Source organism: Phytobacter sp. MRY16-398 (assembly GCF_003925915.1).
GTDB classification, from domain to species: domain Bacteria; phylum Pseudomonadota; class Gammaproteobacteria; order Enterobacterales; family Enterobacteriaceae; genus Phytobacter; species Phytobacter diazotrophicus.
The window spans coordinates 24466-40559 of the sequence record NZ_AP018756.1; the positions used below are offsets into that span (position 1 = coordinate 24466).

Consider the following 16094-nt stretch of genomic DNA (forward strand, 5'->3'; position numbering starts at 1 on the left):
CCTTGTCGATTTACGCTATGCTGATGCCAGCCTGAGCATGACAAGGAGCCTTCATGAAAATTTCCCACCTCGGTGAAGCGCCGGATTACCGCTTCTCACTGGCCAATGAGCGCACTTTCCTGGCGTGGATACGCACCGCGCTGGGCTTTCTGGCTGCAGGGGTCGGGCTTGATCAACTGGCGCCGGAGTTTGCCACGCCGCTGATTCGTCAGGTGCTGGCGCTGCTGCTCTGTCTGTTTGCTGGCGCGCTGGCGGTTTACGGCTATATGCGCTGGCTACGCAATGAAAAAGCGATGCGCCTGAAAGAAGACCTGCCCTATACGCGAAGCCTGCTGGTGATAAGCGCCGTTCTGTTGACGGTGGCTACCGTGGTGATGGGACTGGTGCTGTATGGCGGATAACCGCAAGGCGCGCCGCGCGGCAGATCCAGGGCTACAGCCGGAGCGCACTTCGCTTGCCTGGCTGCGTACCTTTTTTGGCTATATTGCCCTGCTTGCCTTTGCGGTGAAGCACAACTGGCAGCACTCGGGGATCACCTTCTGGATCTCGCTTGTGGTGCTGCTGTTGGTCGGCGGTATGCTGTGGCGTTATACGCGCAAACGCACCCTGATGGATGTAGAAAGCAGCGATTTCGCAAAGCCTGGCGCGATCCGCGATAAGTTGCTGATTGCGCTGGCTGTGCTCTCTCTTTCGCTGCTGTTCGGGCTAACGCATATCCGCCATATCCTGAGTTCTCTGTAAGCGTCAGAGCTGCCGGGCTTTTGCCAGATACTGCGTCATCTCTTCTTCTGGCACCATTCCCCCTCCGGTCGCCCAGACGATGTGGGTGGCGTTGTCTGGCTGTTGCGCCGTAAACCCCTGTAAACTGTGATATTCCGTGCTCGCGCAAACGCGCTGTGGCCCCGCCATTCCTGCCAGTGCGGAGGGCTCAAGGCGGATATTTTCTTCCTGCGCCAGCATACCGAGCAGGTCATACATCGTTTGATCGTCGAGCGTATAAAAGCCATCCAGCAGTCGTTGCATGGCGCGGCCAACAAACCCGGACGCTCTGCCTACCGCCAGGCCGTCTGCCGCAGTGACATTATCAATACCTAAATCCTGAACGGAAATAGCATCGTGCAGCCCGGTATACACCCCCAGCAGCATGCAGGGGGAATGGGTCGGCTCAGCAAAAAAGCAGTGCACGTTATCACCGAACGCCAGTTTCAGGCCGAAGGCCACACCGCCAGGACCGCCGCCCACACCGCACGGCAGATAGACAAACAGCGGGTTTTCGGCATCCACCACCCGGCCTTGCTCTTTAAGCTGCGTTTTCAGACGCTGCCCGGCAACTGCATAGCCCAGAAAAAGCGTGCGCGAGTTTTCATCATCAATAAAGAAACAGTTTGGGTCGGACTGTGCTGCCTTGCGCCCCTGCTCCACCGCCACGCCGTAATCTTCCTCATATTCGACGACAATTACGCCGTGGCTGCGTAGTTTGGCTTTTTTCCAGGCTCGGGCGTCGGCAGACATATGTACCGTGACCTTAAAGCCGATACGGGCGCTCATAATGCCTATCGATAGCCCCAGGTTACCGGTCGAGCCGACGGCAATGCTGTATTGGCTAAAGAACTGTTTGAATTCAGGGGAGAGCAGCACGCTGTAGTCATCGTCGATGCTCAGCAAACCGGCTTCCAGCGCCAGTTTTTCCGCGTGAGCCAGCACTTCATAAATGCCGCCACGGGCTTTGATGGAGCCCGAGACCGGCAGATGGCTGTCTTTTTTCAGCAGCATTTCACCACTGATACGCTGTCCATATACTTTTTCCAGCCGCTTTTGCATCGCCGGAATGGCAACCAGTTCAGATTCAATGATGCCGCCAGAAGCTGCCGTTTCAGGGAAGGCCTTTGCCAGATAGGGCGCGAAACGGCTGAGACGTGCATGGGCGTCCTCAACGTCCGCCTGCGTGAGGCCGACATAAGGCAGCCCCTGCTCAAGAGAGGTCGTGGCCGGGTTAAACCAGGTCGTTTCCTGCAAATCTATCAAGGCTTGTAACTGTGGGAACGTCGCGATGAGTGTCTGTATTTGGTCAGGATTCATGTTAATTTCTGCACAATAAACGAAAGGTGTATGCTCTACAGTGGTCGATTTTTTTTATAAGCGCCAGCATCGACAACGTTTACGACGGTATATCCGGGCATAATCTTCATATTCTGTCGCATAACTGCGAATTTATTACGTTTATACGCTACGTATTCGGCGATAAATCATGCTAAATACATGTAATCACCACCGATTTTGGCAAGGTCAATTGTGTTAAAACCACTGTTAGCGATTGCTCTTCTTCTGGCGGGCATGCCTGCGTTTGCTGCTGATACGCCGCTTACGGCGACACGCTACGCTCAGGAACTGGGCGTGGGGATGGATGTCGACTGGGCGCGAACCGAGCGCGGTATCCGCGAGTTCGATCCGCTTATCGTCCGTGATTTCTATGCGGAGGGGATTCGTCACGTACGTATCCGGGTGGCCGATCCGTTAACCGAAGCCCGCCTCATTCACCTGCGTAAGCTGGTGGAGGCCTGCGAAAAATACGGTGTGATCCCGATAATCTCCTACCAGGCAGATACCTTTAAGGCTGAGCCGGTCGCAAAAAACGAAGCCCAACTGGTCGCCTGGTGGTCAACGATGGCGAACTACTTTGGCACCGAACATCCAATGCTGGGTTTCGACCTGATTTATGAGCCTTCGGATAAGCTCAATCACGATCTCTCTGCGCTTAACCGTGCGTATGAAAATATCATCAAGACCATCCACGACATCGATCCGCAGCGCATGATCTTTATTGCGCCGCGTCTACGGGCCGCGCCTGAGGATTTAATGTCGTTGAAATTGCCAGGGCGTAGCCAGAACTACCTGCTGGCAGAGTGGCATATCTTCCCGTGGGGGCCATTGAAAAATAATGGCAAGTACCCGTGGACATCGGGTACGGCGGCTGAGAAAGCGGCAATCAGAGCACGCATTAACACCGCGGTCCACTGGCAGCAAAAAACCGGTCACGCAACCTGGGTTGGCGGCTGGTCGGTGGGGGAAACCATTAAAAGCCCGCCAGGTGAGTCGCAACTGGCGTTCGCCGCGTTTATGGCCTGCGAACTGAATAAGGCGCAGATCCCCTTCGCCCTCAATGCGGACACGCAATTTTATGATGGCGAAGAGGGGGCGTGGCGTCCGACAACCGAACCGTTGCTGAAAGCAATTATTTCACCGGACTGTGAGAAGGCTGATGCGAAGCCGGATCGCCGGGAAGGGAAGCCGCCTGTTCATGTTCATGGCGCTTCTGGCGCAGCGCCAGCGGCAGCCAGCTCAGCACAATCAAAAGCCCTGCCAGCGTCATCAGCATCCCAAGGCTAAACTGGCTGGTCTGGGGAAGTTGAGCGGAAAACCACGCAAGGGCGCCTGAACCCATATTCTGCATGCCGCCCACCAGCGCCCCCGCCGTGCCCGCCAGAAAGGGGAACGGCTCCATTGCGCCACTGGTCGCCAGTGGAAAGAGCATGCCCGCCCCGAAGAAGAACAGTGCGGCGGGAACCAGCAGCGTCCAGACCGTCATCACGCCAAACCAGCCGGGGATCCACATCATTACGCCTGCCAGCAGACAACTGGCGACCGCCTGCCACATCAGTGTGGAGAAGCGCGCGTTTTGCCGCCCGGCGAACCAGGCACCGAAAAAGGCGGCCGGAATGGGCAGAATAAACAGGATACTGACCGCCATACTCGAAAGCCCAAGCGTAGCGCCCATCAGCACGCCTGAGCAGGCCTCAAACACCGCGATACCCGCCAGCCCGCCAATTAGCATCAGCAAATAGCAGTTAAACATGCCGTTACCCAACAGGGTTTTATAACGGGCAATCAGGCCCATTTTTACGGTACCAGTCGGGCGCGTTTCCGGCATCCAGCGCGCCATGCTGTACGTGACGCCAGCACAGAGCACCAGCAGGAAAGCAAAACAGGCGCGCCAGCCCCAGAGGGTAGTCAGCAAGCCGCCAATCAACGGCGCAAGCAGCGGGCTTACCAGAATGCCCATATTCAGCAAACTGTTAGCGTGGCGTAATTCGGTGCCGGAATAGAGATCGCGCGGCAGGGTACGTGCCATGACGCCGCCGACGCCGGTCCCCATGCCCTGAAAGGCGCTGGCGACTATCAGCACGGTCAGGCTGTGGGTCGTGACAGCGACCAGTGTTGCCAGCATAAACACTGTTAAGCCGCAGAGGATCGCCGGACGGCGGCCAAAACGGTCGGCTAACGGGCCGTAAAAGAGTTGTGATACGCCATAGGTGAGCAGATAGGCGGCCATGACATTCTGCACCGCCCCTTCACGGGCACTGAGATCCTGCGCCATACCGGCAATCGCGGGAATATAAATGGTTTGCGCCATCTGCCCCACGGCCACCAACAGGACCAGCATCAAGAGTAAACTGACATTACGCTGTCTTTTCATTTCGCTGAATACGTTTTAAAAATAGATAAATAAAGAATATGGTGCTGCCATAACCGTAAAATGCGAGAGGAATCTACCACAGTAATGTGACACAACAAGATGCGGGGTCAGAAAGATCGACCGCCGCCAGGCAGGATTTGTAAACAACCATCGGCAACATTTGTTGCCAGCGTGATCAGGACAGGCGCAGCAAAACAGCCCCCGCAGCGATGCCACAGGCGGCAACGATGCGTAATCCGGCAACCTTTTCTTTGAGCATTAAAAAGGCGAGCAGCGCGCCAAAGAGAATGGAGGTTTCACGCAGTGCGGCGACCACCGCCAGCGGTGCCTGCGTCATCGCCCATAGCGCCAGGCCGTACGAGCCCATGGTACCAATGCCGCCAGGCAGCCCTTTTTTCCAGTTATTCACCAGATAGTGAGAGACTTCACGGCGGCGAGCGATCATCGCCCAGGCCAACAGGCAAAAACCGTTCATGAAAAAGGTCCAGAGGGTGTAACCGAACGCGCTACCCGCAAGGCGTACACCTGTACCGTCCACCAGCGTGTACCCGGCGATAAAACAGGAGTTCAGCAGCGCAAGCCAGATCCCACGCGTTGAGCTGTGTCGCCCGTTACAAGCCATGCCAAGAATGGACAGACAAATGACCGCGATACCGAGCCAGGCAAAGGTGGATAATGTATCCCCGAGGAACAGTACGCTGATCAAGGCCACCAGAAGTGGCGCGGTACCGCGCATCAACGGGTAGGTCTGACTCATATCGGAAACTTGATACGTTTTAGCGACCAGCACCGTATAGACAACCTGTAGCAGGCAGGAAACGGCGAGATAAGGCACGCTGGCAAGCGACGGCTGCGGTGAGAAGGGCAGCATGACCAGGGCGATTAAAGCCGCAGAGCCGCTGACGCAGATGGCGGAATAGAGTTTGTCGCTGCCCGCTTTAACAATCGCGTTCCAGCTCGCATGTAGAAGTGCGGCAAACAGCAGAATACAAAAAACAGTAACAGTCATGAGTATGCAGTGTCAGTGGGCGGCGTAAAAACGTACCATGAAAGCATTGATCGGAGCGACTATTCTGTGCGGTGACGAAGACAGCCTGCGTTTATTAAAGAGGGGCGGTTGCCCGCCCCTCTTAGGTACGACTTGAACCTGAATTACCGCAGTAATTTCAGGACAGCTTCAAGCAGTTGCAGCAAGGCAACTATGAGTTTCAGGATAAGGATAACCATATCCATTTCGCCCATACGTTTCTCCTTTGGCAAGGAGCACGACCGGCTGGCGTACCTTTCCGCTGCCTGTAACCAGCCGTTTTGTTGGCGTAACACAGTGTGCTCTCAAGGGGTTAAGGCACTGACGGCACCACCCGTTTCAGCCAGGACTTTATGTGCGCCCGTATCATAGCGGTCCCCTCATACACCGTGGTCGGCAAGATCATTATAAATTCATACTGTAAATATATACAGTGATTTCTGGACGAAATTTGCATCCTGTTTCATACTCAAACTGCTCGTAGTGTGTGCATAATTTGCGCGCAGGATTAATTGATCGTATAGTTTCACTGTTGACGTAACACAGTGTGCTTGCGGCTACCAACCGCAAAAACCTGCTAAAAACCTCGCTCCGGCGGGGAATAACGGACGGCATTCTCTGCTGTCCGTTTTTATTTTGTGCCATGCACCTTCCTCCACACGATTCCGATAGCTCCTTTTTCATATCAGCACATGCCTTTCTCTGTTATTTAACAGGTCGTTTATATGCTTATAAAATTCGTTTTTTTAAACATATGGTCGTGACATGTCGTTGCTATCGACATATTATGAATATATGTCGATAAAATGGGATTTTTTAAACATGTCATGGATGCCCGAACGCTCATATAACCAGCTTCCGCCACTCCCACCTGATACAGCGCTCGTCGAGACGCGTAAGGTACTGAAAGCTTGCATTAAGGCACGAGCTGCTTTAGCTGAACTGAATACATCTGGCGAACTGCTGCCCGATCAAAGGCTATTGATAAACTTGCTGCCAATGCTGGAAGCGAAAGACTCCTCTCGCATTGAAAATATTGTCACAACCAGCGATCAGCTTTTCCAATACGCCGATCGTATGGAAGGTACTGACCCTGCAACAAAAGAAGCGTTACGTTATCGGACTGCACTGTATAAAGGCGTTAATCTTTTACAGGACTACCCGCTGTGTTCTGGCACAGCTATGGAAATCTGCACAACGCTGAGAGCCATTGAAACTGACGTGAGAAAAACGCCAGGCACAGTGCTTCGCGATCAAAATAAGAACGTGGTATACACCCCACCTGATGGCGAAACGTTAATTCGTGACCTGTTATCTAATTGGGAACACTTCATCCATTCAGATATTGATTTAGATCCTTTGATAAAAATGGCCGTAGCCCATTATCAGTTTGAATGCATTCACCCCTTCTCCGACGGAGATGGTCGTACGGGCCGCATCCTGAATATCCTCTATTTAATGGACTGTGGTGTGTTGTCGCAACCGATTCTCTATCTGTCTCGCTTTATCCTGGAAAGGCGGAGCGATTACTACACCTTGCTTCGTAACGTTACGGCTAAGAATGATTGGGAGTCCTGGGTTCTCTTTATGCTGGAAGCCGTGGAAGACACGGCAAAATGGACGACTGAAAAAATTGCTGCTCTGCGGAAATTAATAGAAGAAACAGCAGCATGGATCCGTGAAAAGCTGCCAAAAATCTATACCTGGGAACTTAACCAAACGCTATTTTCTCAGCCCTATTGTCGCATTGAAAACCTGGTCGATAATGGAATTGCAAAGCGGCAGACGGCCTCAATTTACCTTAAGTCACTTGTTGATATAGGTGTGCTGGAAGAAAAAATTGCCGGGCGTGAAAAACTGTACCTCAATACACGCCTTTTGCAGGAACTGAACAGCCAATAGAAACGTGATCTTCGGCTCATTTTTGCGCTGATGAATAATTTTCCATTGTTTCATTTCGCGAGCTGTGTTTGTATAAATCCTGTTAATTATTCAAACACGAGTCCCCAATGAACGCTTCCACTATGACGATGAACCTACTAAAAACCGCGCATAACGCCGCGGTGGTCGTCGTGCGTGTGGTGGTGGTCGTCGGCAATGCGCCGTAGGGACTGGAACAACACACGATTCCAAAACCCCGCCGGCGCAAACCGGCGGGGTTTTTCGTTCAAAGCCTCCCGGAAAGTCGGCCCAGAAGAAAAGGACTGGAGCATGGCAAGTTCGGGCACAACACAAACGACACGCTTTACCGGCGCACAATTGATCGTTCACTTACTGGAACGTCAGGGCATTACCACGGTAGCGGGTATTCCTGGCGGGACCGTTCTCCCACTGTATGACGCATTAAGTCAGAGCACGCAAATTCGCCACGTCCTGGCGCGCCACGAGCAAGGCGCCGGGTTTATCGCCCAGGGCATGGCCCGTACCGAAGGCAAACCCGCCGTCTGTATGGCCTGTAGCGGGCCAGGCGCCACCAACCTGGTGACCGCCATCGCCGATGCGCGTCTCGATTCCATTCCGCTAGTATGTATCACCGGCCAGGTGCCTGCCTCCATGATCGGCACCGATGCGTTCCAGGAAGTCGACACTTACGGCATCTCTATCCCCATCACTAAGCACAATTACCTGGTTCGGGATATCGCCGAACTTCCGCAGGTGATGAGCGACGCGTTTCGCATTGCGCAATCCGGCCGTCCCGGCCCGGTGTGGATAGATATTCCTAAAGATGTTCAGACCGCGACCATCGAACTGAGTGAGTTGCCGGAGCCGGGCGGCAGAGCGCCAGCCCCGGCGTTTGACGCGAAAAGCGTGCAGGAAGCGGCGGCGATGATTAATGCCGCACAGCGTCCGGTGCTGTACCTGGGCGGCGGGGTGATTAACGCGCCGGAACAGGTGCGCGCCCTGGCGGAAAAAGCGAATCTGCCGACCACCATGACCTTGATGGCGCTGGGCATGTTGCCAAAAGCGCATCCGCTGTCGCTGGGGATGTTGGGTATGCACGGCGCGCGTAGTACCAACTTTATTCTGCAAGAGTCTGATTTGCTGGTTGTTCTTGGTGCGCGTTTTGATGACCGGGCGATTGGTAAAACCGAGCAGTTCTGTCCGAATGCGAAAATCATTCATGTGGATATCGACCGCGCCGAACTGGGTAAAATCAAACAGCCACACGTTGCCATTCAGGGCGATGTGGGTGAAGTGCTGGCACAATTGCTGCCGCAAATTGACGCGCAGCCGCGTGAGGAGTGGCGTGGTCTGGTGGCGCAATTACAGCAGGAATTCCCGTCTGCCATTCCGCAGGGCGGTGACCCGCTGACCCATTACGGTCTGATCAATGCCGTTGCCGCCTGCGTCGATGACGAGGCGATCATCTCCACCGACGTGGGCCAGCATCAGATGTGGACCGCACAGGCCTATCCGCTCAATCGACCACGTCAGTGGCTGACCTCCGGCGGGCTGGGCACTATGGGCTTCGGCCTGCCAGCGGCGGTAGGTGCTGCGCTGGCGAACCCGCAACGCAAAGTGATCTGCTTCTCCGGAGACGGTAGCCTGATGATGAACATTCAGGAGATGGCCACCGCCGCAGAAAATAATCTGGATGTGAAAATCATTCTGATGAACAACGAAGCGTTAGGTCTGGTGCATCAGCAGCAGAGCCTGTTTTACAAGCAGGGCGTGTTCGCGGCGACGTATCCGGGAATGATTAATTTTATGCAGATTGCCGCCGGTTTTGGCCTGCAAACCTGTGATCTCAACAACGAGGCTGACCCGCATGCCGCGCTGCAGGAGATCATAGCTCGCCCTGGTCCGGCGCTCATCCACGTGCGCATCGACGCCGAAGAAAAAGTGTATCCGATGGTGCCGCCAGGTGCGGCAAATACTGAGATGGTGGGGGAATAAGCCATGCAACAGACAGTTTCTGACAACGTAATTCTCGAACTCACCGTGCGTAACCATCCGGGTGTGATGACCCACGTCTGCGGCCTGTTTGCCCGCCGCGCGTTTAACGTGGAAGGCATTCTCTGTTTGCCAATCAAAGAGAGCGAGCAGAGTCGCATCTGGCTACTGGTGAATGACGATCAGCGTCTGGAGCAGATGATTAGCCAGATTGAGAAGCTGGAAGACGTAGTGCAGGTCGTGCGTAACCAGTCTTCACCAGGGATGTTCAACAAACTGGCCGTGTTCTTCGAGTAAGGCGACATCAGGCTCGCTTAGCGGGCCTGATCGTTTTCTGAGTCTGGTGTAATCACTTTCACAAATCCGTTACGGCAATGGGTCGGGTAATCCGCCGGTAATGGACGGTCGCTAATTAACACATCAAACCCGGACAGCGGCGCAATGCTCGCCGGTGCGACCTCATCAAACAGGGCATGGCGTGCCAGCAGAATTTTGCGCATGCCGTGCTCCATCGCCTTTCGCTTCATGGGCAAATCATCCAGGTTAAACCAGGTTACGCCGTGGTGTTCGTGCACGCCGCTGGCGGAAATAAACACTTTTCGCGGGTTTAAAGAATCTAACAGCGAGGGATTATTCGGATCGTAAAAGGCATCGCTTTTGGCGCGCCAGGTGCCACCGCAGAGCATAGCCGTTGCGTTAGGCTTGGCGGTAAGCGCGACAAATACCTGATGGGAATAGCAGATGCCCGTAAAGGTAATGTCATCCGGGATCATGCTGATAACCAGCGGCATTTCCGGCCCATTATCAAAAAAGACCAAATCGTTCTCGCTCACCAGTCCGGCGGCAAGGATGGCGACAGGTAAATCATCACGATGGTGGGGGCGTAGGGTAGGTTGGGGTGCGGCGATGGGGGCGGATGGTTTGTTCACCATCACGATATAGCCACCCAACAGCGCTAACGGCAGCGGTTCGTCGTCCTGACTAAAGTCCCTGCGAATGGTCATGACAGACACTTCCAGCATACGCGCGGCATCTTTTAAGTGGATCCGGTCGGTCTTTTTCAGTAACTCCACCAGACGTCGGATACGTTCTTTTTGCTTCGTTTCCACTCTCTTTCTCCGCTCTGCTTTGCTCTGCTGTGTTTCTAAAGTAACATTTTCTATCAATCAGGAACACGTAATGATATCAACACTATAATCCTGTTACCCGGCAAATAAAAGTGATGTGGCGCGGTATGTCAGGGATTTTGCGGTGTTAGAGGGTAACAAATGTGATTCTCTAATCGCGATCATGGTCACAAATGATACTAAAATAACATGTTAATGTTACTAAAATATCATTGTTATGTGATTGTTTCTGAGAGGTAGCAAAATGGATATCGCAGTCATCGGCTCCAATATGGTGGATCTCATCACCTATACCAACCAGATGCCGAAAGAGGGAGAAACCCTTGAAGCCCCTGCCTTCAAAATCGGGTGCGGTGGAAAAGGCGCGAATCAGGCGGTGGCCGCCGCTAAAATGAATTCGAAAGTGATGATGTTGACCAAAGTGGGTGATGATATCTTTGCGGACAATACCATCCGTAATCTGGAGTCCTGGGGAATTAACACCACCTATGTGGAAAAAGTCCCCTGTACCAGCAGCGGCGTCGCGCCGATTTTTGTCAATCCCAACTCCAGCAACAGTATTTTAATTATTAAAGGCGCAAACAAATTTCTCTCTCCGGAAGATATCGATCGTGCTGCCGAAGATTTGAAAAAATGCCAGTTAATTGTCCTGCAACTGGAGGTACAATTAGAAACGGTATATCACGCCATTGAATTTGGTAAAAAGCATGGTATTAAGGTTTTATTAAATCCTGCCCCCGCACTGCGTGAACTGGATATGACCTACGCCTGTAAATGTGATTTCTTTATTCCCAATGAGACCGAACTGGAAATTCTGACCGGCATGCCGGTCGACACCTACGATAATATTCGTACGGCGGCGCGGAGCCTGATTGATAATGGCCTGAATAATATTATCGTGACCATGGGTGAAAAGGGTGCGCTGTGGATGACCCGCGAGCGCGAAGTTCACGTTCCGGCGCACAAGGTCAACGCCATTGATACCAGTGGCGCTGGCGATGCCTTTATCGGCTGTTTTGCCCACTACTATGTCCAGGGCGGCGATGTCGAAGCGGCAATGAAAAAAGCCGCGCTATTCGCTGCTTTTAGTGTGACCGGCAAAGGCACACAATCGTCTTACCCCAGCATTGAACAATTTAATGAGTACCTGGCTTTACATGAATAATAACCGCTGAGTTTATTCTGCAGCGGGCGCATCATTGCCGCCTGCTGTTCGGAATAAGACAGTGATAAACCCTGCACATTGAAAGGTAGCACTATGAACGAAAAAAATATCGTTCAGATGCCCGACGGGTATTTGAATAAAACCCCTTTGTTCCAGTTTATTTTGTTATCCTGTTTATTCCCGTTATGGGGATGCGCCGCTGCGTTAAATGATATTCTCATTACGCAATTTAAAAGCGTGTTCTCATTAAGTAACTTTGCCTCTGCGTTAGTGCAGAGTGCGTTTTATGGCGGCTATTTCTTAATTGCGATCCCGGCTTCTCTGGTTATTAAAAAGAGTAGCTATAAAATTGCGATATTAATCGGGCTGACCCTTTATATCGTCGGCTGTTCACTGTTCTTCCCGGCCTCGCATATGGCGACCTATACCATGTTCCTGGCGGCGATATTTGCCATCGCCATTGGGCTGAGTTTTCTTGAAACCGCGGCCAATACGTACAGTTCGATGCTGGGGCCAAAATCACATGCGACTCTGCGCCTGAACATCAGCCAGACCTTCTACCCGATTGGCGCCGCGGCGGGCATTTTGCTCGGTAAGTACCTGGTTTTCTCCGAAGGTGAGAGTCTGCAAAAGCAGATGACCGGGATGACGCCCGAGCAGATTCATAATTTTAAAGTGTTGATGCTCGAAAACACGCTTGAGCCCTATAAATACATGATTATGGTGCTGGTGGTTGTCATGGCGCTGTTTATGTTCACCCGCTTCCCGAAATGCAAAGTGGCGCAAACGGAGACCCATAAACGTCCAACCGCCATGGAAACACTGCGTTATCTGGCACAGAATGCCCGTTTTCGTCGTGGTATTGTCGCGCAATTCTTGTATGTCGGCATGCAGGTGGCGGTGTGGTCGTTCACCATTCGTCTGGCACTGGAACTGGGTGATATCAACGAACGCGATGCGTCAAACTTTATGGTCTATAGCTTCGCCTGCTTCTTTATTGGCAAGTTCGTCGCCAACATTCTGATGACGCGGTTTAACCCGGCCAAAGTGCTGATTCTCTATTCCGTGATTGGCGCCCTGTTCCTGGCATACGTGGCGCTGGCCCCCAGCTTTAGCGCGGTGTACGTGGCGGTGGCAGTCAGCATCCTGTTTGGACCGTGCTGGGCGACCATCTATGCCGGCACGCTGGATACCGTGGATAACGAACATACGGAGATGGCAGGCGCGGTAATTGTGATGGCGATTGTTGGCGCGGCGGTGGTCCCGGCGATTCAGGGCTATGTGGCAGATATGCTCCATTCGCTGCAACTGTCGTTCCTCGTTTCCATGCTGTGCTTTGTCTACGTTGGCGTCTATTTCTGGCGCGAAAGTCGAGTGCGTCGCGAACTGACCGAAGCGACCGCCTCCTGAGGAGAAGGACGATGGCAACACGATTGACCCTGTGGCGTGAGCTGTTCACCCAACAGCCGCGCACCTTACTGGAAAACAGCGATTTTACCGTCACCGCGTTCCGCTACCCGAGCGGCGTGGAGGCTGTACGGCTGGAGAACGCCCGTGGGCACCTGGTCGTACTGCCCTGGCTTGGACAGATGATCTGGGATGCGACCTTCGACGGGCACGACCTGACGATGCGTAACATGTTCAGCCAGCCCAAACCGGCGAATGTGATTGTTGAAACATACGGCTGTTTTGCTTTTCATTCCGGGCTGCTGGCGAACGGTTGTCCATCAGCGGAAGATACTCACGCGCTGCACGGCGAAATGGCCTGCGCCACGATGGATGAGGCGTGGCTGGAGCTTGACGGCGATGCGCTGCGTCTGGGCGGGCGCTATGAGTATGTGATGGGTTTTGGCGATCACTACCTGGCACAACCGTCGGTCACGCTGCATAAAGCGAGCGCGCTGTTTGATATCGCCATGGATGTCACCAATCTGGCGTCGGTGCCGATGCCGCTGCAGTACATGTGCCATATGAATTACGCCTATGTTCCGCAGGCGACATTTAGCCAGAACATTCCGGATGAAGCGTTAACGCTGCGCGAATCCATCCCGGCGCATGTGAAACCGACGGAGCAGTGGCTGGCATTCAATCGCCGCGTACAGCAGGGCGAAGCGACGGTCAATGCGCTGACGGAGCCGGAATTCTACGATCCGGAAATCGTCTTCTTTGCCGACAGGCTTGACCGCCACACGGATAAGCCTGAGTTTTGTATGCATGCACCGGATGGCACCATCTTTGTGACGCGTTTTTCCAGTGAGCAGTTTAATTACGTCACGCGCTGGATCCTTTACAACGGCGATCAGCAGGTCGCGGCGTTTGCCCTTCCGGCAACCTGTCGCCCCGAGGGGTTTCTTGCTGCGAAGCGTAGCGGCAGTTTACTCAGCCTTGCGCCACAGCAAACCCGCCATTTTAGCGTCACCACGGGCATTGCCTGATGGCCTTACCTGAGCCCGGTTCGCCGGGCTTCGCTGTGTATTCTCATCAATAAAATCAGCCATCTGCGTGATCCCGTGCACTACGAAAAACCAGTAAGCTCACGCTTCGACTGTCCATTTTGTGCATTTTGACTTTATGATGTGCCTCCTGAGATGTGGCGGGAGCTTTCATGATTTGGTTAACACTGACGACACTGGTTGTGGTTTTTATTATTGGTTTCAGGGTATTAACGTCTGACTCACGTCGCGCGATCCGCCGGTTGAGTGAGCGGCTGGCAATCACGCCAGTGCCGGTGGAAACCATGATTGATCAGATGGGGAAAAGCGCAGGGGCGGAGTTTATTCAGTATCTGGCTCGCCCGGATGAAGCACATCTGCAAAATGCCGCCCAGATGCTCTTTATCTGGCAGGTTTTTATTGTCGATGGCAGTGAACAGCATCTGCAATCCTGGCATCGCATTCTGCAAAAGGCCCGGCTGGCCGCGCCCATTACCGATGCGCAAGTCCGTCTCGCGCTGGGCTTTTTACGCGAACTCGAGCCGGATGTTGCTGAGCTTAATGCCTTCCAGATGCGCTACAACACTTTGTTTGTCCCTGAGGAAGGGGTGCACTGGTTACACTGATCTTACTGTCCGACGGTGTAAATAGTTGCGTAAATGTTAAATGAATCACACTATTGTTTGTTACACTACACGGCTTTCTCAATAAAACATGAAGCCGGGTGTAAAAATGATGGAAATGCAGCGGACGCAGCCTGCAACAGGCGGCGTAAGTCGCCCAAACTGGTCGGCGGTATTTGCCGTCGCCTTCTGTGTGGCGTGCCTGATCACCGTGGAGTTTCTGCCGGTGAGTCTGTTGACGCCCATGGCGCAGGATTTGGGCGTGTCGGAAGGTGTTGCCGGTCAATCGGTGACGGTAACGGCATTTGTCGCCATGTTCGCCAGCCTGTTTATCACCCATATCATCGGCAAAACGGATCGCCGCCTGGTGGTTATTGCCTTTTCCGTGCTGCTGACGCTCTCGTGTCTGCTGGTCTCGTTTGCCAATAATTTTACCTTGCTGTTGCTCGGGCGTGCGTGCCTTGGGTTAGCGCTGGGCGGTTTTTGGGCGATGTCCGCCTCCCTGACTATGCGACTGGTGCCTGCCCGCACCATTCCGAAGGCGCTGTCGGTCATCTTCGGTGCGGTCTCCATTGCGTTGGTGATTGCGGCGCCGTTGGGCAGTTTTCTCGGCGGGATCATTGGCTGGCGGCATGTGTTTAACGGTGCAGCGCTGATGGGGTTCGTCTGTATTGGCTGGGTGTGGATGGCGCTGCCGTCGATGCCGGGACAGACGGAACATCATCAGAATATGTTTGGTTTGTTGAAGCGCCCTGGCGTCCTGGCCGGGATGCTGGCGATTTTTATGGCCTTCGCCGGGCAGTTCTCGTTTTTCACTTATATTCGTCCGATCTTTATGACCCTCGCCGGCTTTGATGTTGATGGCCTGACGCTGGTGTTATTGAGCTTTGGTGTTGCCAGCTTTGTGGGTACTTCGCTTTCATCACATATCTTAAAGCGCTCGGTAAAACTGGCGTTGGCCTGTGCGCCGCTGATCCTTGCGGTGAGCGCGCTGGTGCTGATTTTGTGGGGCAGCAATAAAGTGGTTGCTGCGGGGATTGCCATCGTCTGGGGATTATCGTTCGCACTGGTGCCGGTGGGTTGGTCGACGTGGATCACCCGCTCGCTTGCCGATCAGGCGGAAAAGGCGGGGTCGATTCAGGTGGCGGTTATTCAACTGGCAAATACCTGCGGCGCGGCGGTTGGCGGCTATGCGCTGGACAACCTGGGCCTGCTTTCACCGCTGGTGCTGTCCGGGGCGCTGATGCTGCTTACCGCGCTGCTGGTGGCAGGAAAAGTGAAGGTGAAGTGATTTTCCTCTCACCCTTATCCGGGTTATCGCTGCGCTAACCGTAGCCCCGGTAAGCGTCAGC

At 53.7% G+C, this 16094-nt stretch carries 16 protein-coding genes and 1 pseudogene; 12 read left to right on the top strand and 5 right to left on the bottom strand.

The features are described from left to right. Positions 1-53: 53 nt before the first annotated feature. Positions 54-401 (top strand): YidH family protein, encoded by a 348-nt coding sequence (locus MRY16398_RS00110; RefSeq protein ID WP_039080046.1) that lies wholly within the window; start codon positions 54-56, stop codon positions 399-401. Then, a complete protein-coding gene (locus MRY16398_RS00115; protein ID WP_039080047.1) occupies positions 391-741 on the top strand; it encodes a DUF202 domain-containing protein in 351 nt (116 codons plus the stop codon). Before MRY16398_RS00110 ends, MRY16398_RS00115 begins: the two co-directional genes overlap by 11 nt. A gap of 3 nt (positions 742-744) precedes the next feature. Here the strand turns inward: MRY16398_RS00115 and dsdA are convergent, their stop codons facing one another. Continuing rightward, positions 745-2079, bottom strand: coding sequence for a D-serine ammonia-lyase (gene dsdA, locus MRY16398_RS00120; RefSeq protein WP_125123686.1), 1335 nt, complete (start codon positions 2077-2079; stop codon positions 745-747). 321 nt (positions 2080-2400) lie between these two features. On the opposite strand from dsdA, the pseudogene MRY16398_RS00125 reads away from it, so the two are divergent. After that, a pseudogene (locus MRY16398_RS00125) lies at positions 2401-3066 on the top strand (cellulase family glycosylhydrolase); the annotation flags it as partial. Positions 3067-3232: 166 nt separating this feature from the next. Here the strand turns inward: MRY16398_RS00125 and emrD are convergent. From emrD to tisB, 3 genes are all read right to left on the bottom strand, one after another. Then, the gene (emrD, locus tag MRY16398_RS00130) at positions 3233-4474 is read right to left on the bottom strand and encodes a multidrug efflux MFS transporter EmrD (protein ID WP_079496862.1); all 1242 of its coding nucleotides are present in this window, start codon (positions 4472-4474) and stop codon (positions 3233-3235) included. A gap of 175 nt (positions 4475-4649) precedes the next feature. Then, entirely contained in the window at positions 4650-5483 is an 834-nt protein-coding gene (locus tag MRY16398_RS00135; RefSeq protein WP_125123687.1) for a DMT family transporter, read from the bottom strand. A gap of 143 nt (positions 5484-5626) precedes the next feature. After that, entirely contained in the window at positions 5627-5716 is a 90-nt protein-coding gene (gene tisB, locus MRY16398_RS00140; protein WP_064572414.1) for a type I toxin-antitoxin system toxin TisB, read from the bottom strand. Between the two features lie 607 nt (positions 5717-6323). On the opposite strand from tisB, the gene fic reads away from it, so the two are divergent. The 4 genes from fic (at position 6324) to ilvN (ending at position 9692) form a co-directional block, all read left to right on the top strand. Further along, the gene (gene fic / locus MRY16398_RS00145; protein WP_125125613.1) at positions 6324-7403 is read left to right on the top strand and encodes a protein adenylyltransferase Fic; all 1080 of its coding nucleotides are present in this window, start codon (positions 6324-6326) and stop codon (positions 7401-7403) included. Positions 7404-7510: 107 nt separating this feature from the next. Continuing rightward, on the top strand, positions 7511-7609 hold the full coding sequence (gene ivbL / locus MRY16398_RS00150; protein ID WP_103281084.1) for an ilvB operon leader peptide IvbL: 99 nt from the start codon (positions 7511-7513) through the stop codon (positions 7607-7609). A 103-nt stretch (positions 7610-7712) separates the two neighbouring features. Further along, positions 7713-9398, top strand: a complete 1686-nt coding sequence (ilvB, locus tag MRY16398_RS00155) for an acetolactate synthase large subunit (protein ID WP_079496863.1) — start codon at positions 7713-7715, stop codon at positions 9396-9398. 3 nt (positions 9399-9401) lie between these two features. Beyond that, positions 9402-9692, top strand: coding sequence for an acetolactate synthase small subunit (ilvN, locus tag MRY16398_RS00160; RefSeq protein ID WP_039080052.1), 291 nt, complete (start codon positions 9402-9404; stop codon positions 9690-9692). A 17-nt stretch (positions 9693-9709) separates the two neighbouring features. Here ilvN and MRY16398_RS00165 read toward each other — a convergent pair whose 3' ends face one another. Further along, a complete protein-coding gene (locus MRY16398_RS00165) occupies positions 9710-10504 on the bottom strand; it encodes a DeoR family transcriptional regulator (RefSeq protein ID WP_039080053.1) in 795 nt (264 codons plus the stop codon). 262 nt (positions 10505-10766) lie between these two features. On the opposite strand from MRY16398_RS00165, the gene rbsK reads away from it, so the two are divergent. From rbsK to nepI, 5 genes are all read left to right on the top strand, one after another. Then, positions 10767-11687 carry a ribokinase gene (rbsK, locus tag MRY16398_RS00170; RefSeq protein WP_039080054.1) on the top strand — a complete coding sequence of 307 codons (921 nt, stop codon included), beginning with the start codon at positions 10767-10769 and terminating at the stop codon, positions 11685-11687. Between the two features lie 93 nt (positions 11688-11780). After that, complete coding sequence (gene fucP, locus MRY16398_RS00175) at positions 11781-13097, top strand: L-fucose:H+ symporter permease (RefSeq protein WP_071195122.1); 1317 nt, start codon at positions 11781-11783, stop codon at positions 13095-13097. An 11-nt stretch (positions 13098-13108) separates the two neighbouring features. After that, positions 13109-14122, top strand: a complete 1014-nt coding sequence (locus MRY16398_RS00180) for an aldose 1-epimerase family protein (RefSeq protein ID WP_125123688.1) — start codon at positions 13109-13111, stop codon at positions 14120-14122. 170 nt (positions 14123-14292) lie between these two features. Then, on the top strand, positions 14293-14745 hold the full coding sequence (locus tag MRY16398_RS00185) for a DUF1198 domain-containing protein (protein WP_039080057.1): 453 nt from the start codon (positions 14293-14295) through the stop codon (positions 14743-14745). Between the two features lie 106 nt (positions 14746-14851). Further along, positions 14852-16033 carry a purine ribonucleoside efflux pump NepI gene (gene nepI, locus MRY16398_RS00190; RefSeq protein ID WP_107222670.1) on the top strand — a complete coding sequence of 394 codons (1182 nt, stop codon included), beginning with the start codon at positions 14852-14854 and terminating at the stop codon, positions 16031-16033. Positions 16034-16094: the final 61 nt, after the last annotated feature.